This is a genomic window from Streptomyces rubellus, from assembly GCF_036323805.1.
In the GTDB taxonomy this organism is placed as follows: Bacteria; Actinomycetota; Actinomycetes; order Streptomycetales; family Streptomycetaceae; genus Streptomyces.
In genome coordinates this window covers 58,780-82,804 of record NZ_JAZDCX010000006.1, presented here as the reverse complement: position 1 = coordinate 82,804, position 24,025 = coordinate 58,780, and the positions used below count along the sequence as shown (strand labels likewise).

21 protein-coding genes and 2 tRNA genes are annotated in these 24,025 nt (G+C 72.4%); 18 read left to right on the top strand and 5 right to left on the bottom strand.

The window, feature by feature from the left end:
- The first annotated feature begins 27 nt into the window (after positions 1-27).
- The 10 genes from dnaN to V1L54_RS08770 all read left to right on the top strand — a co-directional run bounded on the left by dnaN (position 28) and on the right by V1L54_RS08770 (position 12,147).
- A complete protein-coding gene (gene dnaN, locus V1L54_RS08815; protein WP_330117347.1) occupies positions 28-1,158 on the top strand; it encodes a DNA polymerase III subunit beta in 1,131 nt (376 codons plus the stop codon).
- Positions 1,159-1,342: 184 nt separating this feature from the next.
- Positions 1,343-2,278 carry a phosphogluconate dehydrogenase (NAD(+)-dependent, decarboxylating) gene (gene gnd / locus V1L54_RS08810; protein WP_330117346.1) on the top strand — a complete coding sequence of 312 codons (936 nt, stop codon included), beginning with the start codon at positions 1,343-1,345 and terminating at the stop codon, positions 2,276-2,278.
- 23 nt (positions 2,279-2,301) lie between these two features.
- Entirely contained in the window at positions 2,302-3,441 is a 1,140-nt protein-coding gene (gene recF / locus V1L54_RS08805) for a DNA replication/repair protein RecF (protein WP_330117345.1), read from the top strand.
- A gap of 35 nt (positions 3,442-3,476) precedes the next feature.
- A complete protein-coding gene (locus tag V1L54_RS08800) occupies positions 3,477-4,043 on the top strand; it encodes a DciA family protein (protein ID WP_443076563.1) in 567 nt (188 codons plus the stop codon).
- A 397-nt stretch (positions 4,044-4,440) separates the two neighbouring features.
- Positions 4,441-6,537 (top strand): DNA topoisomerase (ATP-hydrolyzing) subunit B, encoded by a 2,097-nt coding sequence (gene gyrB / locus V1L54_RS08795; protein ID WP_330117344.1) that lies wholly within the window; start codon positions 4,441-4,443, stop codon positions 6,535-6,537.
- Positions 6,538-6,586: 49 nt separating this feature from the next.
- A complete protein-coding gene (gene gyrA / locus V1L54_RS08790; RefSeq protein WP_330117343.1) occupies positions 6,587-9,241 on the top strand; it encodes a DNA gyrase subunit A in 2,655 nt (884 codons plus the stop codon).
- Between the two features lie 7 nt (positions 9,242-9,248).
- Entirely contained in the window at positions 9,249-9,980 is a 732-nt protein-coding gene (locus tag V1L54_RS08785; RefSeq protein ID WP_330117342.1) for a DUF3566 domain-containing protein, read from the top strand.
- 97 nt (positions 9,981-10,077) lie between these two features.
- Positions 10,078-10,151: transfer RNA gene (locus V1L54_RS08780), tRNA-Ile, on the top strand.
- Between the two features lie 175 nt (positions 10,152-10,326).
- A complete protein-coding gene (locus tag V1L54_RS08775; protein ID WP_233221147.1) occupies positions 10,327-10,461 on the top strand; it encodes a DLW-39 family protein in 135 nt (44 codons plus the stop codon).
- A 345-nt stretch (positions 10,462-10,806) separates the two neighbouring features.
- Positions 10,807-12,147 (top strand): hypothetical protein, encoded by a 1,341-nt coding sequence (locus V1L54_RS08770; RefSeq protein WP_330117341.1) that lies wholly within the window; start codon positions 10,807-10,809, stop codon positions 12,145-12,147.
- Positions 12,148-12,196: 49 nt separating this feature from the next.
- Here the strand turns inward: V1L54_RS08770 and V1L54_RS08765 are convergent, their stop codons facing one another.
- On the bottom strand, positions 12,197-13,606 hold the full coding sequence (locus V1L54_RS08765) for a serine/threonine-protein kinase (RefSeq protein ID WP_330117340.1): 1,410 nt from the start codon (positions 13,604-13,606) through the stop codon (positions 12,197-12,199).
- 65 nt (positions 13,607-13,671) lie between these two features.
- Positions 13,672-14,223: a helix-turn-helix domain-containing protein gene (locus V1L54_RS08760; RefSeq protein ID WP_330117339.1), complete on the bottom strand. Its 552-nt coding sequence runs from the start codon at positions 14,221-14,223 to the stop codon at positions 13,672-13,674.
- 128 nt (positions 14,224-14,351) lie between these two features.
- Here V1L54_RS08760 and V1L54_RS08755 point away from each other — a divergent pair.
- A tRNA-Ala gene (locus V1L54_RS08755) sits at positions 14,352-14,424 on the top strand.
- A 155-nt stretch (positions 14,425-14,579) separates the two neighbouring features.
- Here V1L54_RS08755 and V1L54_RS08750 read toward each other — a convergent pair.
- Entirely contained in the window at positions 14,580-15,263 is a 684-nt protein-coding gene (locus V1L54_RS08750) for a DUF5324 family protein (RefSeq protein ID WP_443076562.1), read from the bottom strand.
- 260 nt (positions 15,264-15,523) lie between these two features.
- On the opposite strand from V1L54_RS08750, the gene V1L54_RS08745 reads away from it, so the two are divergent.
- Positions 15,524-16,051, top strand: coding sequence for a peptidylprolyl isomerase (locus V1L54_RS08745; RefSeq protein ID WP_330117337.1), 528 nt, complete (start codon positions 15,524-15,526; stop codon positions 16,049-16,051).
- A gap of 179 nt (positions 16,052-16,230) precedes the next feature.
- Positions 16,231-17,121 carry a rhomboid family intramembrane serine protease gene (locus tag V1L54_RS08740; protein ID WP_330117336.1) on the top strand — a complete coding sequence of 297 codons (891 nt, stop codon included), beginning with the start codon at positions 16,231-16,233 and terminating at the stop codon, positions 17,119-17,121.
- 264 nt (positions 17,122-17,385) lie between these two features.
- On the opposite strand, the gene crgA is transcribed toward V1L54_RS08740, so the two are convergent.
- Positions 17,386-17,646 carry a cell division protein CrgA gene (gene crgA / locus V1L54_RS08735; protein ID WP_330117335.1) on the bottom strand — a complete coding sequence of 87 codons (261 nt, stop codon included), beginning with the start codon at positions 17,644-17,646 and terminating at the stop codon, positions 17,386-17,388.
- 148 nt (positions 17,647-17,794) lie between these two features.
- Here crgA and V1L54_RS08730 point away from each other — a divergent pair, with 148 nt between their 5' ends.
- The 5 genes from V1L54_RS08730 to V1L54_RS08710 all read left to right on the top strand — a co-directional run bounded on the left by V1L54_RS08730 (position 17,795) and on the right by V1L54_RS08710 (position 21,673).
- A complete protein-coding gene (locus V1L54_RS08730) occupies positions 17,795-18,535 on the top strand; it encodes a DUF881 domain-containing protein (RefSeq protein ID WP_330117334.1) in 741 nt (246 codons plus the stop codon).
- A gap of 184 nt (positions 18,536-18,719) precedes the next feature.
- Positions 18,720-18,917 carry a hypothetical protein gene (locus V1L54_RS08725; protein ID WP_330117333.1) on the top strand — a complete coding sequence of 66 codons (198 nt, stop codon included), beginning with the start codon at positions 18,720-18,722 and terminating at the stop codon, positions 18,915-18,917.
- Positions 18,914-19,564 (top strand): aminodeoxychorismate/anthranilate synthase component II, encoded by a 651-nt coding sequence (locus V1L54_RS08720; protein ID WP_330117332.1) that lies wholly within the window; start codon positions 18,914-18,916, stop codon positions 19,562-19,564. The genes V1L54_RS08725 and V1L54_RS08720 overlap by 4 nt, the downstream gene beginning before the upstream one ends.
- Entirely contained in the window at positions 19,561-20,862 is a 1,302-nt protein-coding gene (locus V1L54_RS08715; RefSeq protein WP_330117331.1) for a class E sortase, read from the top strand. Before V1L54_RS08720 ends, V1L54_RS08715 begins: the two co-directional genes overlap by 4 nt.
- A 43-nt stretch (positions 20,863-20,905) precedes the next feature.
- Positions 20,906-21,673 (top strand): class E sortase, encoded by a 768-nt coding sequence (locus V1L54_RS08710; protein WP_330117523.1) that lies wholly within the window; start codon positions 20,906-20,908, stop codon positions 21,671-21,673.
- A 219-nt stretch (positions 21,674-21,892) separates the two neighbouring features.
- Here V1L54_RS08710 and pknB read toward each other — a convergent pair whose 3' ends face one another.
- Positions 21,893-23,911 carry a Stk1 family PASTA domain-containing Ser/Thr kinase gene (gene pknB, locus V1L54_RS08705; protein WP_330117330.1) on the bottom strand — a complete coding sequence of 673 codons (2,019 nt, stop codon included), beginning with the start codon at positions 23,909-23,911 and terminating at the stop codon, positions 21,893-21,895.
- Positions 23,912-24,025: the final 114 nt, after the last annotated feature.

Sequence of the window (24,025 nt, the reverse complement as noted above, 5' to 3'; positions counted from 1 at the left end):
AGCCAGCAACAGCAGGAGGCGGCTGAAGTGAAGATCCGGGTGGAGCGCGACGTCCTCGCGGAGGCGGTGGCCTGGGCGGCCCGCAGCCTCCCGGCCCGGCCCCCGGTGCCGGTCCTCGCGGGGCTGCTGCTGAAGGCCGAGGAGGGCTCGCTGAGCCTGTCCGGCTTCGACTACGAGGTCTCGGCACGGGTCTCGGTGGAGGCCGATGTGGAGGAGGGCGGGACGGTCCTCGTCTCCGGCCGCCTCCTGGCCGACATCTCCCGCGCGCTCCCCAACCGCCCCGTGGAGATCTCCACAGACGGTGTACGGGTGACCGTCGTCTGCGGCTCCTCGCGGTTCACACTCCACACACTGCCTGTGGAGGAGTACCCGGCGCTGCCCCAGATGCCGAGCGCGACCGGCACGGTCCCGGGCGAGGTCTTCGCCGCGGCCGCCGCCCAGGTCGCCATCGCCGCCGGCCGCGACGACACACTGCCGGTGCTCACCGGTGTGCGCATCGAGATCGAGGGCGACACGGTCACCCTGGCGTCCACCGACCGCTACCGCTTCGCGGTCCGGGAGTTCCTGTGGAAGCCGGAGACGCCGGACGCCTCCGCGGTGGCCCTGGTGCCCGCCAAGACACTGCTGGACACCGCCAAGTCGCTCAACGGCGGGGACGACGTGACGCTGGCGCTGTCGGGCTCGGGCTCGGGCGAGGGCCTGATCGGCTTCGAGGGCAACGGCCGGCGGACCACGACGCGTCTGCTGGAGGGCGACCTGCCGAAGTACCGGACGCTCTTCCCCACGGAGTTCAACTCGGTGGCCGTGATCGAGACGGCGCCCTTCGTGGAGGCGGTCAAGCGCGTGTCGCTGGTGGCCGAGCGGAACACCCCGGTACGGCTCACCTTCGAGCAGGGCGTGCTGATCCTGGAGGCGGGCTCCAGCGACGACGCACAGGCCGTGGAGCGGGTGGACGCGCAGCTGGAGGGCGACGACATCTCGATCGCCTTCAACCCCGGCTTCCTGCTGGAGGGGCTGAGCGCCATCGACTCCCCGGTGGCCCAGCTGTCCTTCACCACCTCCACCAAGCCGGCGCTGCTGAGCGGCAGGCCCGCGGTGGACGCGGAGGCGGACGAGTCCTACAAGTACCTGATCATGCCGGTGCGGCTGTCGGGCTGAACCGGGGCGCGGGTCCTGCCGGGCCCTCGGCCCGGTGGGGCCGGCAGGACGGCCCCACCGGGCCCGCCCGGCTCGCCGGGTCGGCCGCGCATCCGAGCGGGGTGTGCCCACAGCTGTGCGTCACCTCTCCGGCGTAGGCTCGTCACCGGGTACGAACGCTGGAAAACCGAAGGAAAGGCCTCTGATGGAGCTCGGTCTCGTCGGTCTCGGCAAGATGGGCGGCAACATGCGCGAGCGCATCCGCCGCGCCGGCCACACCGTCGTCGGGTACGACCGCAACCCGGACCTCGCCGACGTCCACAGCCTGGAGGAGCTCGTGGACTCGCTGAAGGCCCCGCGGGTGGTGTGGGTCATGGTCCCGGCCGGCGGCCCGACGCAGTCGACCGTCGACGCGCTGGCCGAACTGCTCTCCCCCGGCGACGTGGTCGTGGACGGCGGCAACTCCCGCTGGACCGACGACGAGAAGCACGCCGAGCAGCTGGCCGCCAAGGGCATCGGCTTCGTGGACTGCGGCGTCTCCGGCGGCGTGTGGGGCCTGGAGAACGGCTACGCGCTGATGTACGGCGGCGAGGCCGAGCACGTCGCGAAGGTGCAGCCGGTCTTCGACGCGCTCAAGCCGGAGGGCGAGTTCGGCTCCGTGCACGCCGGCAGGGTGGGCGCGGGCCACTTCGCGAAGATGGTCCACAACGGCATCGAGTACGCGATGATGCAGGCCTTCGCCGAGGGCTGGGAACTGCTGGAGGCGGCCGAGGCGGTCACCGACGTCCGCGAGATCTTCCGCTCCTGGCGCGAGGGCACGGTCATCCGCTCCTGGCTGCTGGACCTGGCCGTCCGCGCGCTGGACGACGACGAGCACCTGGGGGCGCTGCGCGGCTACGCGGCCGACTCCGGCGAGGGCCGCTGGACGGTGGAGGCGGCGATCGACCACGCGGTGCCGCTGCCCGCGATCACCGCGTCGCTTTTCGCCCGGTTCTCCTCCCGGCAGGACGACTCCCCGCAGATGAAGATGATCGCCGCGCTGCGCAACCAGTTCGGCGGCCACGCGGTCACCGCCGCGGCCGGCGGTGAGAAGGGCGCCGACGCGCCGGGCGCGGACGTCACCCCGCCGGCCGGCGGCTGACCGGTCGCGGCGGGTCGGTTCCGATGCACGTCACGCATCTGTCGCTCGCCGACTTCCGGTCGTATGCCCGGGTCGAGGTCCCGCTCGATCCGGGCGTCACGGCCTTCGTCGGACCGAACGGCCAGGGCAAGACGAACCTGGTGGAGGCCGTCGGCTATCTGGCGACGCTGGGCAGTCACCGGGTGGCCTCCGACGCCCCGCTGGTGCGCTCGGGCGCCGACCGCGCGGTGATACGCGCGGCGGTGCGGCAGGGGGACCGGCAGCAGCTGGTGGAGCTCGAGCTGAATCCGGGCCGGGCCAACCGCGCCCGGATCAACCGCTCCTCACAGGCCAGGCCGAGGGACGTGCTGGGCATCGTGCGCACGGTGCTGTTCGCGCCGGAGGACCTGGCGCTGGTGAAGGGGGACCCGGGGGAGCGGCGGCGCTTCCTGGACGAGCTGGTCACCGCGCGCGCGCCGCGGATGGCGGGGGTGCGGGCGGACTACGAGCGGGTGCTCAAGCAGCGCAACACCCTGCTGAAGACGGCGGCGATGGCCCGCCGCCACGGCGGCGGCTCCGGTTCCGGCGGTTCCGGCGGGGGCGGGGCGCTGTCCACCCTGGACGTGTGGGACCAGCATCTGGCCCGGGTCGGCGCGGAACTGCTGGCCCAGCGGATGGCGCTGGTGGCCGCGCTGGGCCCGCTGACGGACAAGGCGTACGAGCGGCTGGCGCCCGGCGGGGGCCCGGTGGTGCTGGAGTACCGCTCCCCGGTGGCGGGCGGCAGCCGGGAGGAGCTGCACCAGCGGCTGCTGGCGGAGCTGGCCGCCGCGCGCCGCCAGGAGATCGAGCGGGGTGTGACGCTGGTGGGTCCGCACCGGGACGATCTGGTGCTGCGGCTGGGGGAGCTGCCCGCGAAGGGGTACGCGAGCCACGGCGAGTCCTGGTCGTACGCCCTGGCCCTGCGGCTGGCCTCGTACGACCTGCTGCGGAGCGAGGGCAACGAGCCGGTGCTGGTGCTCGACGACGTCTTCGCCGAGCTGGACGTGCGGCGGCGGGAGCGGCTGGCCGAGCTGGTGGCGCCCGGTGAGCAGGTGCTGGTGACGGCGGCGGTCGCGGAGGACGTGCCGGAGGCGCTGGCGGGGGCGCGGTACACGGTCGGCGGCGGGGAGGTGACCCGGTTGTGAGCGGGCGGCGGAACGCGAGGCCGGACACCGGCCCGGTGCCCGGCCCGGGCTCGGGAGAGGACGCGGCGGAGGGCGCCGAGGTGCGGATTCCGGCTCCCTCGGCGGAGCCGGCGGGGGTGGATCTGGCGCGGGTGGCGCTGCGGGCGGCCCGGGAACAGGCGCGGGCCCGCGGCGCGCTGACGCGGCAGAAGCGCCGTTCCCGTACCGCGGGGACGCTCTCGGGCGCGCGGCGGGACGGCCGTGATCCGCTGCCACTGGGGGCGGCGATCGAGCGGCTGAAGACCGAGCGCGGCTGGGAGATGCCGATGGCGGTGGGCGGTGTGATGGGCCGCTGGCCGGAGTTGGTGGGCCCGGATCTGGCGCGGCACTGCGTACCCCAGTCGTACGACGAGCAGGAGCGGGTGCTGTCGGTGCGGTGCGACTCCACCGCGTGGGCGACGCAGGTACGGCTGCTGGCGCCGCAGTTGGTGGCGCGGCTGAACGCGGACCTGGGGCAGGGGACGGTGAAGGTGATCAGGGTGCGCGGGCCGGAGGCGCCGGACACCCGGCACGGCCGGCTGCGCGCCCCGGGGAGCCGGGGGCCGGGGGACACCTACGGGTGACGGCCGGGCCCGCGACCCCCGGCGCGCGGTACCGCCCGTGCCCCGCGGAGGGACCCCGGGAAGGGCCGTGGGAGGAGCCGTGCGGAGGGCCGGGAAGAGGGCCGGGGGAGCGATGTGGAACTTCTCATTCCGTATGAGCGCTCACAGTGATGAAGCCTTGACATCCCGAAGCGCTGAGTGCCCTTGTGAGCGTCCTGGGGGGCCGGGCCGCATATAGGGATTCGGATGATGCTGGTTCAGGGCGGCACATGCGGTCTCAGGTACCGGCAAACCCCCATCGTTGTCAGTGATACCGGTAGACTGGAGCCACATCCGCCTCACTGCGGAAAAAGTCGAACGACGCAGCCGCTCCTGCTCGCCCGGACGGGGTTCTCCATCCGATCGCAGGGGGAGGCTTGTGCTGTGCCAGAAAGGGCGCTTCGTGGCCGATTCCGGCAACTCCAACGAAACCTTCCCTGCTACCGGCGGGGAGTCCCCCGACCCGTCCGCGACCCCGCCCGCTCCGGGTGCCGGTGCCGGCGAGCCGTCGTACGACGCCAGTGCGATCACGGTCCTGGAGGGACTGGACGCGGTCCGCAAACGGCCCGGCATGTACATCGGCTCCACCGGTGAGCGCGGCCTGCACCACCTCGTGCAGGAGGTAGTGGACAACTCCGTCGACGAGGCGCTGGCCGGTCACGCGGACACCATCGACGTGACGCTGCTGGCCGACGGCGGCGTCCGGGTCGTGGACAACGGCCGCGGCATCCCGGTGGACATCGTGCCCTCGGAGGGCAAGCCGGCGGTCGAGGTCGTGCTGACGGTGCTGCACGCGGGCGGCAAGTTCGGCGGGGGCGGCTACGCCGTCTCCGGCGGTCTGCACGGGGTGGGCGTCTCGGTGGTCAACGCGCTGTCGACCAAGGTCTCGGTCGAGGTCAAGCGGGACGGCTACCGCTGGACGCAGGAGTACAAGATGGGCGCGCCCACCGCGCCCCTCCAGCGCAACGAGGCCACCGACGAGACCGGTACGACGGTCACCTTCTGGGCCGACGGCGACATCTTCGACACGACCGACTACTCCTTCGAGACGCTCTCGCGGCGCTTCCAGGAGATGGCGTTCCTCAACCGCGGTCTGACGATCACTCTGACCGACGAGCGGGAGGCGGCCAAGCAGACGGCGGGCGCCGACACCACGGACACGGCGGAGGACGACAAGCCGCGTTTCGTGCGCTACCACTACGAGGGCGGCATCTCGGACTTCGTCCGCCACCTCAACTCCCGCAAGGGCGAGCCGGTCCACCCCTCGGTGATCGACATCGAGGCGGAGGACAAGGAGCGGAAGATCTCGGTGGAGATCGCGATGCAGTGGAACACCCAGTACACCGAGGGTGTCTACAGCTTCGCGAACACCATCCACACCCATGAGGGCGGCACCCACGAGGAGGGTTTCCGGGCGGCGCTGACCGGCCTGGTCAACCGCTACGCCCGGGACAAGAAGCTGCTGCGCGAGAAGGACGACAACCTCACGGGCGAGGACATCCGCGAGGGGCTGACGGCGATCATCTCGGTGAAGCTGGGCGAGCCGCAGTTCGAGGGCCAGACCAAGACGAAGCTGGGCAACACCGAGGCGAAGACCTTCGTCCAGAAGATCGTCCACGAGCACCTCGGCGACTGGCTGGACCGCAACCCCAACGAGGCCGCCGACATCATCCGCAAGGGCATCCAGGCGGCCACCGCGCGCGTGGCGGCCCGCAAGGCGCGGGACCTGACCCGGCGCAAGGGCCTGCTGGAGACGGCCTCGCTGCCGGGCAAGCTGAGCGACTGCCAGTCCAACGACCCGGCCAAGTGCGAGATCTTCATCGTCGAGGGCGACTCCGCGGGCGGCAGCGCCAAGTCCGGCCGCAACCCGCAGTACCAGGCCATCCTGCCGATCCGCGGCAAGATCCTGAACGTGGAGAAGGCGCGGATCGACAAGGTCCTGCAGAACCAGGAGGTCCAGGCGCTGATCTCGGCCTTCGGCACCGGGATCCACGAGGACTTCGACATCGCCAGGCTCCGCTATCACAAGATCATTCTGATGGCGGACGCCGACGTCGACGGCCAGCACATCAACACCCTGCTGCTGACACTGCTGTTCCGCTTCATGCGGCCGCTGGTGGAGGCCGGCCACGTCTTCCTGTCCCAGCCGCCGCTCTACAAGATCAAGTGGTCGCGGGACGAGTTCGAGTACGCGTACTCCGACCGGGAGCGCGACAGCCTGATCCGGCTCGGCCGCGAGCAGGGCAAGCGGATCAGGGACGACTCGGTGCAGCGCTTCAAGGGTCTGGGCGAGATGAACGCCGAGGAGCTGCGCATCACCACCATGGACCCGGCTCACCGGGTGCTGCGCCAGGTGACGCTGGACGACGCGGCCGCCGCCGACGACCTGTTCTCGGTTCTGATGGGCGAGGACGTCGAGGCACGGCGCTCCTTCATCCAGCGCAACGCCAAGGACGTCCGCTTCCTCGACATCTGACCGGAGTCGGCCGTACGCCGCACGACGACGACAAGGACTGACCACACCCATGGCCGACGAGATTTCCCCCACCCCCATCGAGGGGGGCGCCCCCGGGCCCCTCTCCCCCGCCCCGGGTGTCCCCGTGGTGGACGAGAGCGCCGGGAACCGCGTGGAACCGGTGAGCCTCGAGACCGAGATGCAGCGCTCGTACCTCGACTACGCGATGAGCGTGATCGTCTCGCGCGCGCTGCCCGACGTCCGCGACGGGCTCAAGCCGGTGCACCGCCGGGTGCTGTACGCGATGTACGACGGCGGCTACCGGCCCGAGAAGGGCTTCTACAAGTGCGCCCGCGTCGTCGGCGACGTGATGGGCACCTACCACCCGCACGGCGACACCTCCATCTACGACGCCCTGGTCCGCCTCGCCCAGCCGTGGTCGATGCGGATGCCGCTGGTGGACTCCAACGGCAACTTCGGCTCGCCGGGCAACGACCCGGCGGCGGCCATGCGGTACACCGAGTGCAAGATGGCGCCGCTGGCCATGGAGATGCTCCGGGACATCGACGAGGAGACCGTCGACTTCCAGGACAACTACGACGGCCGCAACCAGGAGCCGACGGTCCTGCCGTCGCGCATCCCCAACCTGCTGGTCAACGGCTCGGCGGGCATCGCGGTCGGCATGGCCACCAACATCCCGCCGCACAACCTGCGCGAGGTGGCCGCCGGCGCCCGCTGGTACCTGGAGCACCCGGAGGCGTCCAACGAGGAGCTGCTGGACGCGCTGCTGGAGCGGATCAAGGGTCCCGACTTCCCCTCCGGCGCGCTGGTGGTGGGCCGCAAGGGCATCGAGGAGGCGTACCGCACCGGCCGCGGCTCGATCACCATGCGCGCGGTGGTGGCGGTGGAGGAGATCCAGGGCCGGCAGTGCCTGGTCGTCACCGAACTGCCGTACCAGGTGAACCCGGACAACCTGGCGCTGAAGATCGCCGAGCTGGTCAAGGACGGCCGGGTCGCCGGCATCGCGGACGTCCGCGACGAGAGCTCCTCGCGCACCGGGCGGCGGCTGGTGATCGTCCTCAAGCGGGACGCGGTCGCCAAGGTCGTGCTCAACAACCTCTACAAGCACACCGACCTGCAGACCAACTTCGGGGCCAACATGCTGGCCCTGGTGGACGGGGTGCCCCGGACGCTGTCGCTGGACGCGTTCATCCGCAACTGGGTCACCCACCAGGTCGACGTCATCGTCCGCCGCACCCGCTACCGGCTGCGCAAGGCCGAGGAGCGCGCCCACATCCTGCGCGGTCTGCTCAAGGCGCTGGACGCGATCGACGAGGTCATCGCGCTGATCCGGCGCAGCAACACCGTGGAGGTGGCGCGCGGCGGCCTGATGGAGCTGCTCGCCATCGACGAGATCCAGGCGAACGCGATCCTGGAGATGCAGCTGCGGCGGCTGGCGGCCCTGGAGCGGCAGAAGATCACCGCCGAGCGTGACGAACTCCAGACGAAGATCGACGAGTACAACGCGATCCTGGCCTCGCCCGAGCGGCAGCGGCAGATCATCGACGAGGAACTGGCCACGATCGTCGACAAGTACGGCGACGACCGGCGCAGCAAACTGGTGCCCTTCGACGGCGACATGTCCATCGAGGACCTGATCGCCGAGGAGGACATCGTCGTCACCATCACGCGCGGCGGCTACGTCAAGCGCACGAAGACCGACGACTACCGCTCCCAGAAGCGCGGCGGCAAGGGCGTGCGCGGCACGAAGCTCAAGGAAGACGACATCGTCGACCACTTCTTCGTCACCACCACGCACAACTGGCTGCTGTTCTTCACCAACAAGGGCCGGGTGTACCGGGCCAAGGCGTACGAGCTGCCGGACGCCGGCCGGGACGCGCGCGGCCAGCACGTGGCGAACCTGCTGGCCTTCCAGCCGGACGAGAAGATCGCCCGGATCCTGGCCGTCCGGGACTACGCGGCCGCCCCGTACCTGGTGCTGGCCACCAAGTCGGGCCTGGTGAAGAAGACCCCGCTGAAGGACTACGACTCGCCGCGCTCCGGCGGTGTCATCGCCATCAACCTCCGCGAGCTGGAGGGCGGCGGCGAGGACGAGCTGATCGGCGCCGAGCTGGTCTCGCCGGACGACGACCTGCTGCTGATCAGCCGCAAGGCGCAGTCGATCCGGTTCACCGCCACCGACGAGTCGCTGCGTCCGATGGGCCGCGCCACCTCGGGCGTGAAGGGCATGAGTTTCCGGGAAGGGGACGAACTGCTCTCGATGAACGTCGTACGGGCCGGTACGTTCGTTTTCACCGCCACCGATGGTGGGTACGCGAAGCGCACGGCCGTGGACGAGTACCGTGTGCAGGGCCGTGGCGGTCTGGGCATCAAGGCGGCCAAGATCGTGGAGGACCGCGGTTCGCTGGTGGGGGCCCTGGTGGTGGAGGAGAGCGACGAGATCCTCGCCATCACCCTCGGCGGCGGCGTCATCCGCACCCGGGTCGACGAGGTCAGGGAGACGGGCCGTGACACGATGGGCGTCCAACTGATCAACCTCGGCAAGCGCGACGCCGTGGTCGGCATCGCGCGCAACGCCGAGGCCGGCCGGGAGGCCGAGGAGGTCGATGCCGAGGGCGGCGGCACCGCGGCGGCCCCGGACGCGTCTTTCCCGGAGACGGCCGCCTCCGCGGCCGCCGAGACGGCTTCGGACGACGAGGAGTAGACAGATCGTGAGTGGAACCGCGGGCGCCGCCAGAGGCGACAAAGACGATGGCGGCGCCCGTGGGCCTGCCGCTGACGACACTCGCCGCAAGGGCGAGTCCCACCGTGGGGGAACAACCGTGACCAGTGCCCAGCCGCAGCCGCCGGCCCAGCCCCAGGCCGGTGCGCCGCAGCCGCAGCCGCAGCCGCAGCCGCAGCCGCACCAGCCGCCGCAGGCGTACCCGTCCCCGCCGGGCGGCACCCCGCCGCCGCGCTCCGGCCGGCCGCACCAGCCGGGAGCGGACCAGCAGGCGGCCCCGCAGCCCGGCCAGCAGCAGTCGGACATGGACGTCGTACGCCGGCCGCGTACGGGCGCCCGTACGGTGCCCAGGACCCGCAAGGCGCGGCTGCGGGTGGCCAAGGCCGACCCATGGTCGGTGATGAAGGTCAGCTTCCTGCTGTCGATCGCGCTGGGCATCTGCACGGTCGCCGCGGTGGCGGTGCTGTGGATGGTGATGGACGCCATGGGCGTGTTCGCCGCGATCGGCGGGACGGTCAGCGAGGCGACGGCCACGGACGACGGCGGCGGCTTCGACCTGGAGGGCTTCCTGTCCCTGTCGCGGGTGCTGGCGTTCACCTCGATAGTCGCGGTGATCGACGTGGTGCTGGTGACGGCCCTGGCCACCCTGGGGGCGTTCATCTACAACCTCTCGGCCGGATTCGTCGGCGGTGTCGAGGTGACGCTCGCGGAGGACGAGTGACCGTCCGGTGTTCCCGGCGGGCTTTCCGGCGCGGGCGGCATGCCGGGATACGGATTTGGGACGGCGGCTGAAGTGCGCTAATCTTTCCGTGCGGCACGGGGCTATAGCTCAGACGGTTAGAGCGCTTCCCTGATAAGGAAGAGGCCACAGGTTCAAGTCCTGTTAGCCCCACGGCGCGGAGCACGGAACCGCAGACCGGAAGCCCGGAATCTCACGCAGATTCCGGGCTTCCGGCGTCTCCGGGCCGGTGGAGCGGCCGCCCCGGGTCGATCACCGGGGGGCCGGGACCGCCCGGGTATCATCGGCGCCAGTAGGTCCCAACGTCTATGAAGGACGAGGTAGCGCGGTGAAGAAGCTTCTCCTGATCGCACTGGCCGCCGTGGGCGGGCTCCTCGTGTACCGCCAGATCCAGGCGGACCGCGCCGAGCAGGATCTGTGGACGGAGGCGACCGACTCCGTGTCCGCGGGTTCCGGCGTCTGAGAGCGGAATTCCAGTACTTCGGTGCGAAGCCCCGGCCGACGGCCGGGGCTTCGCCGTTGCCACCGGTGAACGCCGGCCCGGAGGACCCGCCGCGCCTTCCCCTGCCGCGCCCCCTCTTGAGGTGTGCGTCGGCGCGTCCATACGGTACGTGTCCGGAGAGCCCCCGGAGCCGTGCGCCGGGCGCTGAGGGGCGCCCGTGGTGCCCCGCGGCGCCGTACCGCGGCGGGGGTGCGGCGGTGCAGGATGGGTCACGGCGTACGGCCGCCGCCGACGCGGGGGTCGGGCCGCCGGGCATCCGGGGCGGGGCAGCGGCACGACCGAGACGACGAGGAGTGGCGCGTGGGGATGGGGCGCACAGGGCGCACGGCGCTGAGGGGGCTGACCACCGCGGCGGCGCTGTGCGCGGTCGCCGCACTGCCGGGAGCGGTGGCGGCGGGTCCGGCCGAGCCGCCCGGCTACGAGACGGCCCCGGACGCCGAGCCCGTCCGGGGCGCGACGAGCGGCGCGGAGGCCCCGGAACTCGCACCGGGCGTCTACACCGACAGCATCGGCCCGGGCGAGGAGAGGCTCTACGCGGTCGAGCTGGACGCCGCCTCGACCGCCTACCTCTCCGCGATGGCCGCCCCCGCACCCGGCACCGCCGTGGCCGTCCGCGGCGACGGCCTGGCGCTGCGGCTGACCACCGCCGAGGGCAAGGAGTGCGACACCGCCAGGGTGACCTTCGCCGGGAACGGCACGGCGTACCCCATCGGCGACCACACGGCCCGCCGTACGGGCGGGCGGGTGGACGCCAGGTGCCGGAAGGCCGGACGGTACCTGTTCTCGGTCGGCCGCGTGGGCGGGGAGGCCGGCGGCGAGTGGCCGCTGGAGATCCGCCACATGTCCGAGCCCGGCCTGGCGGGCGAGACCCCGCAGCCGCCCGCCGAGGGCGCCGGGAGCACCGAGCCGCCCGAGCCGTCCGGGCCGCCCGGCGGCGAGGTGCGGCCCGCCGACGGCGGGAGCGGTCCCAACGACGCCGCCGCGCTCCGCTCCGGGGCGTGGCGGGACCGGCTGCGACCGGGCGAGACCCGTTTCTACCGGGTGCCGCTGGAGTGGGGTCAGCGGCTGTTCGCCGCGGCCGAACTGCCCGCGGTGCGGGGGAGGTACGCGTTCGTCCCGGGCGCGCTCGGCCTGCAGCTGTACAACCCGGCGCGGGGCGCCGTCGTCGGCGGGAACTTCAAGCCCTACGACGGCAAAATGACCACGGCCTCGCTGGGCACTCCCCCGGTGGACTACGGCAACCGCTACGGCACCGGTGCCGACGAGGTGAGTGTGCCGGGCTGGTACTACCTGGAACTGACCCTCCACCGGGACCTTGAGCGGTTCTTCCCCGACGGCGCCGGGGTCACCCTGCGGGTGAACGTCGACGGCGAGGCCGCCGAGGGACCCGAGTACGCCGGTGATCTGCGGGCCGCGGGCTTCGGCACCGACGACGACGGGCAGGCGCCGCTGGGGCGGGGGAGAGCGGAGCAGGGGCGGCCCGCGGCCGACGCGCGGCGGGACGGGCACATGCTGCTCCTGGCCTGGGCCGGGATCGGGACCGGCGGCGCGCTGCTCCTCGGCCTCGGGCTGTGGACGGTCGCCGCCCGCCGCGGCGGCGGCACGGGAACGACCGGTGGCGGGAGGCACGCGGCTCCCTCCCGGTGAGGTCGCTCCCGGCGAGGCACGCTCCCGGTGGGCTCCGCCCGGCCGCGCGTCAGGTCTGGGACAGCGCCCAGAGACCGACGGCGATGCAGAGCAGGGCGAGCACCAGGACCGGGACCGCCACCGCGGGCGGCGGGCCGGGGCGCCTTGCGCGGGCGGGTGGGACCGGCGGTGCCGTCCGCCCCGCCGCCTGTGGTGCCTGTGGTGCCGACGGTGTCTGGCGGGCCCCGGAGGCCGGAGCGGGCCGGTAGCCCTCGGTGTAGGGCCCTGTCGGGGGTGTTCCGGTGTGCGGCCGCGCTCCGGTGTGCGGGTGCGCCGGATACGGGTACCCGTACGCCGGTGGCTGTGGCTGTGGCTGTGGCTGTGGCTGCGGCTGTGGCTGCGGAGGAGAGTACGGTTGCGGCGGCCGGGCGGGGGCCGACGGGGTGGCCGGCCACTGCGGGTCCGGCGGCCGTACGGGCTGCCCGGTGGACGGATCCGGCCGCCGGGTCAGCGGAACCTCCCCGGTCGGGGGCGCCAGATGGAAGCTTCCGGTGTCCGAGGGCGAGAGCGGTGCGTGCCCGTCGGACCCCGTGGCTCCGTCCACCGGCCCGTCCGGCCCGAATCCCGGCGGCAGCGGCCCGATGTGGTCGAAGACCTCCACCGCCTCGTGCTCCGCCCCGGCCTCCTCCGGAAGCAGTTCCACGGCGGACGCCAGCGCCCTGCGCGCCCCCGTCGCCGTCCGGAAGCGGTTGTCCGGATCGGGGTGCAGCAGGGTGCCGAGCACCTCCCACAGCGGCTCCGGGACGCCCTCGGGCGCCGGCGGCATCCCGTCCAGGTACGCCTCCACCAGCCCCTCGGAGTCCGGTTTCCGGCCGGTGAGCAGATACACCCCCACCAGGCCGGCCGCGTACAGGTCGGCCGGGAAGTCCGGTTCGGCGCCCAGCAGTTGTTCGGGCGCGAAGTAGCCCGGTGTGCCGACGACGTAGTCCGCCTCGGTCAGCCGTGGTTCGCCCTTGCGCATCGCGACCCCGAAGTCCGACAGCCGCAGATGGGGCCGGCGGGTGCCGGTCGCCTCCAGCAGGATGTTGGCGGGTTTGACGTCGCGGTGCACCACGTCCTCGGCGTGCACCGCCGCCAGCCCGGACAGCAGCTGGTCGAGCAGGACGCACACGTAGCCGGGCGGCAGCGGGCCGTAGTCGCCGATGAGGTGGGCGAGCGAGCCGCCGCGTACCAGGTCCATGGTGAACAGGACCTTGTCGTCGTCGGCGGCCCAGCTCGTCGGGGCCAGGACGTGGGGGTGGTCGATGCGCAGCGCCTGTTCGCGGACGAACCGCAGCAGGGTGTGCGCGTCGCGCTGCTGGAGGACCTTCGCGGCCACGTACCGCCTGCGCCGGTGGTCCCAGGTGCGCCAGACCGCGCCCACCCCGCCGCGTCCGATCGGGTCGACCAGCTCGTACCGGCCACCGAAGATCTCACCCATCGCGCCGCGCCCGCTCCCGTCCCCGCGTCCCCGTGCCGGCCGTGTCCCTCACGAGCCCGTTCCGGTCAGGCCTGGTGCGCCTCGTAGTGCCGGACCGCGTCGGAGGTCTTCCCGGCTCCGTACACCCGCAGGAACTCGGCCAGTTCCGGGTGACTGGGCGCCAGGGTGCCCGCCGCGTCGATGATGTCGGCCGCGTCCGCGACCGAGCGCAGCAGCGCCTGGATCTCGCGCACCACCCGCTTGACGGTGGTCGCCTGGCCGCTGGAGGAGGTGCCGTGGTTGGTGGTGTTCAGTACGTTCCCCCCGGCGGTGCGGCGGATCTCCTCCATCCGCTGGGTGGCCTCGGCGGCGGTGACGGTGCCCCTGCTGACCTCGCCGGCCAGCTCCTGCAGGGCCTGGACCCGCTGGACGACGGCGGGGTTGCCGATCTTCGCGCGCTGACCGCTCATCAGCTGGGAGAGCATGGGCGCCGACAGACCGAGGACGGTCGCCAGTCTCGCCTGGTTGAGGCCCAGATCGTCGATGAGCCGCCGGAACAGGGTGCCCAGGGGCTCGCCGTACCACTGACTCTGCAGTTCCCTTGCCCTCGCGGTCGCCTCCTGCTGTGTTGCGTCCATTGCTCTCTCCATGTCTCCCCGTGTTCGCTTCGCTGGAGCGAACTTGCGGAGCATCCTACGGAGGCGGCGGACGGGGAGCGATACCCGGTCGGAAGCAACCCGGGACATTGGGTACTCTGGTCGTCGGCGGGGCTTTAGCTCAGTTGGTAGAGCGCTGTCTTTGCATGGCAGATGTCAGGGGTTCGACTCCCCTAAGCTCCACGCCGCGCAGGCCCGGTGCCGGCGGACCTCCTGGGTCCGCGGCACCGGGCCTGTTCCTGTCCTCTCCCCCGCGTGCCGCGCCGACATGTGCCGATGCACGCGGGCGGGAAGGGTCGCGGGGCCGCGAGGGCGCGGAGGACGGGCGCCGGGCGCCGTCAGCGTTCCTCGTCCGAACGGGACTCCGACCGCGGAGCGGCCTCGGACGAGACGCCCTGGGTGTCGGTCTCCCCGGTCTCCCCGGTCTCCGTCCCGGCCTTCGCGGAGGCCGGGGAGGAACCGTTCGTGGCGGTCTCGGAGACGGTGGCGCCGTTGCCGACCTCGGTGGCGTCCGGGGGCTCGACCAGCCAGTCGGGGTTGGACTGCCGCTCCCACCACTTCCAGACGGCCGTCGCGCCGCCGGCCAGCAGGCCGAACACCAGCATGCCCTTGACGGCCCGGCCGGTACGGGCCCGGCGGGCCTTGCGCCGTGCGAGGCGGCGGATGTCGTCCGCGGTCAGTTCGCCGCGCAGGGCGGCGACGGCGGCGGCGGACCGGGCCAGCGCGGCCTCCCGGACCGGACCGGCCGCGGCGCGGGCCGCCTCGACCCGGGGACCGGCGAACTCGTTCGCCGTCCGGGCCGCCTCACGGGTGCGCTGGGCCGCCCGGACGGCGGCCGTGTCGACCGCCGGGGGGATCGTCTCGCGCACCTGCCCCAGACGCGGCGCGACGTGCGAGACGTACTGCCCCCGCACGGTGGACCGGGCCTGGTCGGCCGCGAGGGCCACCTTCGGCGCCACCACCTCCGCGGCGTGGCGCACGCTGTCCCTCGCGTTGTCTGTGGCGCTGCGCACGCTTTTCATGCGGGTCACGGGATCTCCTCCTCATCGGTGGCGTGTTTATTCCGCCTTCCACCCATGGTCGAGATCATGCCTGTCCGGCGGTGTCGGGGCATGCTCCCGCGGGCATCCGGGCTACGGGGGAGCGCGTCGGCGCGGGGCGGCGTGCTCCGGCGGAAGGCGGCGGGGCACGCTCCGCGCCCCGGCGGCGCCGCGGACCGGGTGCCGGACACCGCGGCTGTGCGAGGATCGGGGGGTCCGAACAGACAGATGGAAGGTAGATCGTGGCCGAGCAGCTCCACGCCACCCTGAGGACCAACCACGGCGACATCGTCATCCGGCTCTTCCCGGACCACGCGCCGAAGACGGTCAAGAACTTCGTCGAGCTCGCCGAGGGCAAGCGGGAGTGGACCCACCCCGCCACCGGCAAGAAGTCGACCGACAGGCTGTACGACGGCACGGTCTTCCACCGGGTGATCAGCGGCTTCATGATCCAGGGCGGCGACCCCCTGGGCAACGGCACCGGTGGCCCGGGCTACGAGTTCGCCGACGAGTTCCACCCGGACCTGGCGTTCAACCGGCCGTACCTGCTGGCGATGGCCAACGCCGGTCCGGGCACCAACGGGTCGCAGTTCTTCATCACCGTCTCCCCGACCGCCTGGCTGACCGGCAAGCACACCATCTTCGGCGAGGTCGCCGACCCGGCGAGCCAGAAGGTCGTGGACGCCATCGCGGCCGTCCGGACCAACCAGCGCACCGACCGTCCGCTGGAGGACGTCGTGATCGAGTCGGTCGCCGTCGAGCACCGCTGATCCGCCGGTCCCGCGGTGCCCGGAGTGCCGGGCCGCCGGAGCACGGGACCGGGAACCCACCGTCCCGCCTGGCCGTAGGACAGGTGGGACGGTGTCCGTCACGCGCGGACCGCACCGGCGGTCCGCGCGGTACGCCGGGTCGTCCGGCACCAGGACCCGAGGGGCGTTGAGGGGTGGCGATGGAGGACGAGCAGGGGCAGCGGCCCGCGCCGGCGCGCTGCTACCGGCATCCGGACCGGGAGACGGGCATCTCCTGCGTCCGCTGCGACCGGCCGATCTGCCCCGACTGCATGATCCCGGCGTCCGTGGGCTTCCAGTGCCCCGAGTGCGTCCGCGGCGGCCCCGGCGGCTCCGGCGGGGGCGGCGCACCGGGTGCCGTACGGCCGCGCACCCTGGCGGGCGGCGCCGTCGTCGCCGACACCCGGCTGGTCACCAAGGTGCTCCTGGGACTCAACCTGGTGATGTTCCTCGCGGTGCTCACGTCCGGTGACCGGCTGGTCGAGGCGCTGTCGATGGTGGGCTACGCCTACGACCCGGAGCTCTCCCGGTGGGTCGGGGTCGCGGCCGGCGAGTGGTACCGGCTGCTGAGCTCCGCCTTCCTCCACCGGGAGGTCTGGCACATCGGCTTCAACATGCTGGCGCTGTGGTGGCTCGGCCCGCAGCTGGAGGCCGCGCTGGGCCGCTGGCGGTATCTGGCCCTGTACCTGCTGTCCGCGCTGGGCGGCAGCGCGCTGACGTATCTGGCCGCCGCGCAGAACCAGGGGTCGCTGGGCGCCTCGGGGGCGATCTACGGGCTGTTCGGGGCGACGGCCGTGCTGGCGCGGCGCATGAACTACGACCTGCGCCCGATCCTGGTGCTGCTGGCGATCAACCTGTTCATCACCTTCGGGGTCCCCAACATCTCCTGGCAGGCCCACGTCGGCGGACTGGTCACGGGCGTGGTCATCGCCTACGCGCTGGTCCACGCCCCCCGCGCGCGGCGGTCGGCGGTGCAGTACGGCACCCTCGCGGCCGTGCTGCTGGTCATCCTCGTCGTCTGCGCGGTCCGTACCGCCGGGCTCCTCGGCTGATCCGGTGGCCGCGAAGGCGGCGGCAGAGGCAGCCGCAGAGCTGTGGCCATAGGTTATCCACAGCAGGTGACGGATCTTGTGCATGGCGTCGACGGGGAGGCGCACAGCTGTGCGGAAGTCGCGTTTTCCCTGCCAGAAGGGGGTGGAGAGGTCCGCCTACCGGGGGTCACCAGTCATAACGACAGATGGACCGATGAAGTTATCCACAGACCTTCTGAGGTTTTCCCAGGGCTGTGGAAGACCTGTGGATAACTCGGCCGCCGGTTACTTCCACTGGGTGGAGACGACGAACCCCGCCGCGATGAAGCCGAAGCCCACCACGATGTTCCAGTTGCCCAGGGACTCGATCGGCAGGTCGCCCGTCGTCACGTAGAAGACGACGATCCAGGCGAGACCGACCAGGAACAGCGCCAGCATCAGCGGGGCGACCCAGTTCCGCCCCGAGCCGAACTTGATGTCCGTGGTCTGCTTCTTCGCCGGCGGCGGCGTGAACTGGTCCTTCTTGCGGATCCGTGACTTCGGCACGAGGGACTCTCCTGTCGATGCGCTGCGTGACCGCGCTGGCCCGCCTGTGGGGTCCTCCCCGGCGGCTCCGGGCGGAGGCCCGGGGAGGAGACGCTGCTTGGTTCCGTTAGCGTAGTACCTCGATGCGCCGGAGGGAGACGTGGGTAAGGTGAGAATTTCCCGTTTCCGGCCCGTGCGGCTCGCCACCGGCGGCGTCTTCGCCCTGGCCGGGTTCCTCTTCTGGGTGAGCTTCAACACCGCCCAGGGCACCGATCTGCGCAGCGACGACTCGATGCTGCGGCTGTCCGACCTCATCCAGGAGCGCAGCCACGGCAACCAGGAGCTGGAGTCCTCCGTGACCCGGCTCCGCGGCGAGGTCGAGGACCTCGCCCGGCGCGACAGCGGCGACACCGAGGCCGAGAAGCGCGCCTTCGAGGAACTGGCGAGGACGGCGGGCACCCGGCCGCTGACCGGCTCCGCCCTCACCGTCACCCTCGACGACGCCCCGCCGGACGCCACCGCCAGGATGCCCGGCCTGCCCGAGCCGCAGCCCAACGACCTGGTCGTCCACCAGCAGGACCTCCAGGCCGTCGTCAACGCCCTGTGGGCGGGCGGCGCCCGGGGGATAAAGGTCATGGACCAGCGGCTGATCTCCACCAGCGCGGTGCGCTGCGTCGGCAACACCCTGATCCTCCAGGGCCGGCTGTACTCCCCGCCCTACACGATCACCGCCGTCGGCGACACCGGGGAACTGCGCGAGGCGCTGGACGCGGCGCCCGCCGTGCGGAACTACCGCGAGTACGTCGACGCCTACGGTCTGGGCTGGTCGGTGGACGAGCACGACAGGGTGACCCTGCCCGGCTACACCGGCTCGGTGGACCTGCGCCACTCCGGCCCGGTGGAGGACTGAGCGGAACGGCCCGGCGCCCAGGCCCGGTCCCCGGCCCGCCGCCCGCCCGCTCCCCGAACGGTCTCCGAGCGGTCTCCGCCCGGTCTCCGAGTGGTCTCGGACGCATTGGGCCGCTTGGGGCCCCCGGCGGGCCCGCGTACCCGTACCCTGGGGTCCGCAGGAAGAGAAGGGACGGCAACACGGCATGTACGGCTGGATCTGGCGGCACCTGCCGGGCAACACGCTGGTACGCGCGCTGCTCTCGCTCATGCTGGTGCTCGCGGTTGTCTACACGCTCTTCGAGTACGTCTTCCCCTGGGCCGAGCCGCTCCTGCCGTTCAGCGACGTGACGGTCGACGAGGGGCGGGCGGGACAACCGGAGCAGACGGGACAGGACCGATGAGCGCGCGCATTCTTGTCGTCGACAACTACGACAGCTTCGTCTTCAACCTCGTCCAGTACCTCTACCAGCTCGGCGCCGAGTGCGAGGTGGTCCGCAACGACGAGGTCCGCCCCGAGCACGTGCCGGGGGCCCCGGCGGCGGCGCGCGGAGGGTTCGACGGGGTGCTGCTCTCCCCCGGGCCCGGCACGCCCGAGGAGGCCGGGGTCTGCGTCGACATGGTGCGGCACTGCGCCGCGACCGGACTGCCCGTCTTCGGGGTCTGCCTGGGGATGCAGTCGATGGCCGTCGCCTACGGCGGGGTGGTGGGCCGGGCACCGGAACTGCTGCACGGCAAGACCTCGGCCGTCCACCACGAGGGCACCGGCGTCTTCGCCGGGCTGCCCTCCCCCTTCACCGCGACCCGCTACCACTCGCTCGCCGTCGAGCCCGGCACCGTGCCCGCGGAGCTGGAGGTCACCGCATGGACGGAGACGGACGTCGTGATGGGGCTGCGGCACCGTGAACTGCCGGTGGAGGGTGTGCAGTTCCACCCCGAGTCGGTACTCACCGAGTGGGGCCACCGGATGCTCGCCAACTGGCTCGTCCGGTGCGGTGACGCCGGAGCCGTGGGGCGCTCCAGTGGGTTGGCCCCGGTGGTCGGGGCGTGACGGCGCTGCGTCCGGAGGGCACCCGCGGGGAGCGCCCGCCCACCGGGCGCCACCGTGCCGCCGCGGACCCGTACGCCGGGCAGGACGCGTTCGAGGCCGCGGTGGGGCGGCTCGCCGACCCGCTGAGCGACCCCCTGCCGGGCTCCCCGGCCGCCTCCCCGGGCGCCCTCCCGAGCGACCCGCCGGCCGGTCTGACGACCGGCCTGACCGCCGGGCCCGTGCCGGGCCCGGGGCCGGGAGGACGGCGGACGGCGAGCACGCCGCGGCCCTCCCCTGCGCCGCACGGCCGGCACGGACGGCCGCGTACGGCCCCCGCCGCACCGGCCGCCGAGGGCGGTGTCCCCGGCGACCCCGGCGCTCCCGGCGTCCCCGGTGGTGCGCTGGACGACGAGACGGTGGCCCTGCGCCAGGTGACGCTGCCGGCCGGCCCGCCGTCGCCCGGCCCGCCGGCCGACGAGACGATGACGCTGCGGCAGGTGCGGGACGTGCCCCCGGCGCGCACCGGCCCGGCCGCCGACGCGCCGTCGTCCGGCGACGTGTCCGCCGCCGAGCCGGCCGCCGCGCCGCCGGACGGCGGCCGGGCCGCGCGGCGCCGGGCCCAGCGGGCGCGGCAGGAGAGCCCGATGGTGGTCGCCAGCCGGGTCCTCGGCGAACTGTTCATCACCCTCGGCGTGGTGATGCTGCTGTTCGTGTCGTACCAGCTCTGGTGGACGAACGTGATAGCCGACCGCCAGGCGGGCAGCGAGACGAAGAAGCTCGAACAGCAGTGGCAGGAAGGGGAGAAGAGCGACGAACGCGATCCCGGCGCCTTCTCCGCGGGCCAGGGCTTCGCGATCATGCACATCCCCAAGCTGGACGTGAAGGTGCCCATCGCCGAGGGCACCGAGGAGGACGGCGTCCTGGACCGCGGCATGGTCGGCCACTACTCCGAGGAACCGCTGAAGACCGCGATGCCCTGGGACGAGCAGGGCAACTTCGCGGTGGCCGGACACCGCAACACCCACGGTGAGCCGTTCCGCTACATCAACAAGCTCGACAAGGGCGACCCGATCGTGGTGGAGACCCAGGACACCTACTACATCTACGAGATGACCAGCCGGCTCGACTCGACCCTGCCGTCGAACGTCGGTGTCATCGGCCCGGTCCCGCCCGAGTCGGGTTTCACCGAGCCGGGCCGGTACATCACCCTGACCACCTGCACCCCCGAGTTCACCTCGAAGTACCGGATGATCGTCTGGGGCAGAATGGTCGAGGAACGTCCCCGGAGCGAGGGAAAGCCGGACGCGCTCGTCCGATAGCCTGCGCTTCGTGGCCAGTTGAGGAGAGCGGGCGGTGCGTCGGATGTCGGTGGTCGGCCAGGAGGATGACGCGCGGACGGCTTCGGCCCCCGGGCCCGGGCCCGGACACCGGCGCGGCCGCCGCGGCCGCCGCGGCCGGATCGCCGCGGTCGTCAGCGTGCTGGGCGAGCTGCTGATCACCACCGGTGTGCTGCTGGGCCTCTTCGTCGCCTACTCGCTGTGGTGGACCAACGTGCTCGCCAACCGCGAGGCCGAGCGCGACAGCGCCGAGGTGCGGGAGAACTGGGCCCAGGACGGTCCGGGCGGCTCGGCGCAGGACCGGACGTACGACGCCGGGGAGGGTGTCGGCTTCCTGCACGTCCCGGCGATGGGCGGGGAGGTGCTGATCAAGAAGGGCACCGACACCGGTGAACTGAACAAGGGCGTCGCGGGCTACTACACCGAGCCGGTGAAGGCCGTACCGCCCTGGAAGGGCGAGGGCAACTTCTCGCTGGCCGCCCACCGCGACGGGCACGGCGCCAAGTTCCACGACATCCACAAGATCGAGAAGGGCGATCCGGTCGTCGTGGAGACCGAGGACACCTGGTACGTCTACAAGGTCTACGAGATCCTGCCGAAGACCTCGAAGTACAACGTCGAGGTGCTGGCCGGCGTCCCGGAGGTCTCGGGCCGGGACGAGCCGGGCCGGTACATCACGCTGACCACCTGCACCCCCATCCTCACCTCCGACTACCGCTACATCGTCTGGGGCGAGCTGGTGCGCACCGAGAAGGTGGACGCCGAGCGCACCCCGCCCGAGGAGATCCGCTAGCGGCCGCACCGGGCGGCCGGGGGCCGCCCCGGCCCCCCTGGCCTTCGGCCGGGAGCCCCGGCACCGGGCGAACCGCGACCGGCCCCGGCCCGCCGCGTCCGGCCGCCCAGCCCCGTACACGGCCCCGTACACGCCGAGAGGGCCCGACCGGCACCGGCCGGTCGGGCCCTCTCGGCGTGAGCTCTCCGCGGACGGGGAACGCACCGGGCCGGGCGCGGGTCAGTCGAAGCCGAAGAAGCCGCCCGGACCGCCGTTCCCGTCGTCGCCGCCCGGACCGCCGTTGCCGCCGTTGCCGCCCGGACCGCCGGTGGAGAAGGTGCGTACGGTGACCGTGTCGCCCTTCCTGGCCTCGGTGCCCGCTCCCGGGTCGGTGCTGAGGACCCTGGCGTTCTCGCCCTGGGGTCCGTCCACCCGGACCTGGAAGCCGGCGTTCTGCAGCGCCTGCTGGGCCTCCGCGAGCCGCTGCCCCTGGACGTTCGGCACGGTGGCCGGCTCCTCCTCGGGCTGCTCGGGCGCCTTGGCGACGGTCAGGGTGATCGTCGAGTTGGGCGCGGCCTTGGTGTTGGGCGTGATGCTCTGCGAGATGACCGTGTTCGGCTCCCTGGAGGTGTCCTCCTGGTCGGTCCGGACGACGGTGAAGCCCAGCTCCTCCAGCTGGTTCTTGGCCGCCTCGAAGTCCTGGTCGACCACGTTCGGCACGGTCGGCCGCTCGTCCTCCTCGGCGACGGTCAGGGTGATCTCGGTGCCGGGCTTGGCCTTGCCGCCGCCCGCCGGGTCCTGTTCGATGACCGTGCCGGGCGGCTGCTCGGAGACCTCCGTCTCGCGCTTGACCTCGAAGTTCGCGTTCTCCAGCTCCTGCCGGGCCTCGTCGAACTCCTCACCGACCACGTCGGGGATCTCGACCTCGGCGGGCCCCTTGGACATGATCAGCGTGATCGTGCTGCCCTCCGGGACCTGCTCGCCCTCCGCCGGGTCGGTCTTGCAGACCGTGCCCTCCTCCTCCGCGCAGAACTCCTCCGGTCCCTTGCTGACCTTGAGTCTGGCGTTGGTGGCCCGCTGCTCGGCCTGGCTGAGGGTGAGTCCGGTCAGGTCGGGTACGGACGGGTCGCTGTCGCTGGGACTGAAGATCACCTTGCCGATGAAGACGGCGCCGACCAGCACCAGGATGCCGCCGAGCACCAGCAGGACGGTGGACAGGTGGTTCTTCTGGTTCTGGCGCCGCCGGTCGGGCCGTTCGTCGTAGCCGTAGCCGCCGTCGTCCTCGCGCATCGGCGGCAGCATGGACGTCCGGTCGGTCGGCGGGGCCGCCGCGCGCAGGGCGGTGGTGGGCTGGTCGTCGGGGTGGTAGCCGTTGTACGCCGCCGCGCCCATGCCCATCGCCGCCGCGGCGCCCACCGGCTGGCCGTCGAGGGCCGCCTCGATGTCGGCGCGCATCTCGTCGGCGGACTGGTAGCGGTAGTCCGGGTCCTTCTCCAGCGCCTTGAGGACGATGGCGTCCATCTCGGGCGTGATCTCGGGATCGTAGATGCTCGGCGGCTGCGGCTCCTCCCGTACGTGCTGGTAGGCGACCGCGACGGGGGAGTCGCCCACGAAGGGCGGCCGCACGGTCAGCAGCTCGTACAGCAGGCAGCCGGTGGAGTACAGGTCGGAGCGGGCGTCCACCGTCTCGCCCTTGGCCTGCTCCGGGGAGAGGTACTGGGCGGTGCCGATGACGGCCGCTGTCTGGGTCATGGTCATGCCGGAGTCACCCATGGCGCGGGCGATGCCGAAGTCCATCACCTTGACCTGGCCGGTGCGCGTCAGCATGACGTTCGCCGGCTTGATGTCGCGGTGGACGATGCCGTTGCGGTGCGAGTACTCCAGGGCCTGGAGGATGCCCACACACATCTCCAGGGAGCGCTCGGGCAGCAGCTTGCGGCCGGAGTGCAGCAGCTCGCGCAGGGTCGAGCCGTCGACGTACTCCATGACGATGTACGGGATGGAGACCCCGTCGACGTAGTCCTCGCCGGTGTCGTAGACGGCGACGATCGCCGGGTGGTTGAGCGAGGCGGCGGACTGGGCCTCGCGGCGGAAGCGGGCCTGGAACGTGGGGTCCCGGGCGAGGTCCACCCGGAGCGTCTTCACCGCGACGGTGCGTCCCAGCCGGGTGTCATGGGCGAGGTAGACCTCGGCCATACCACCCCGGCCGAGCACCGAGCCCAGCTCGTACCGGCCGCCGAGGCGACGCGGCTCTTCCATAGTCCAGCCCTCTCCGTTCGTCCCGACCGTCTCCCTCGCGGCCCGGCGGTGCTGCTCGCCATACGGTACCCGGACCGCGCGGGAGGCCGGGACGTGACTGCGGATGCGACCGGC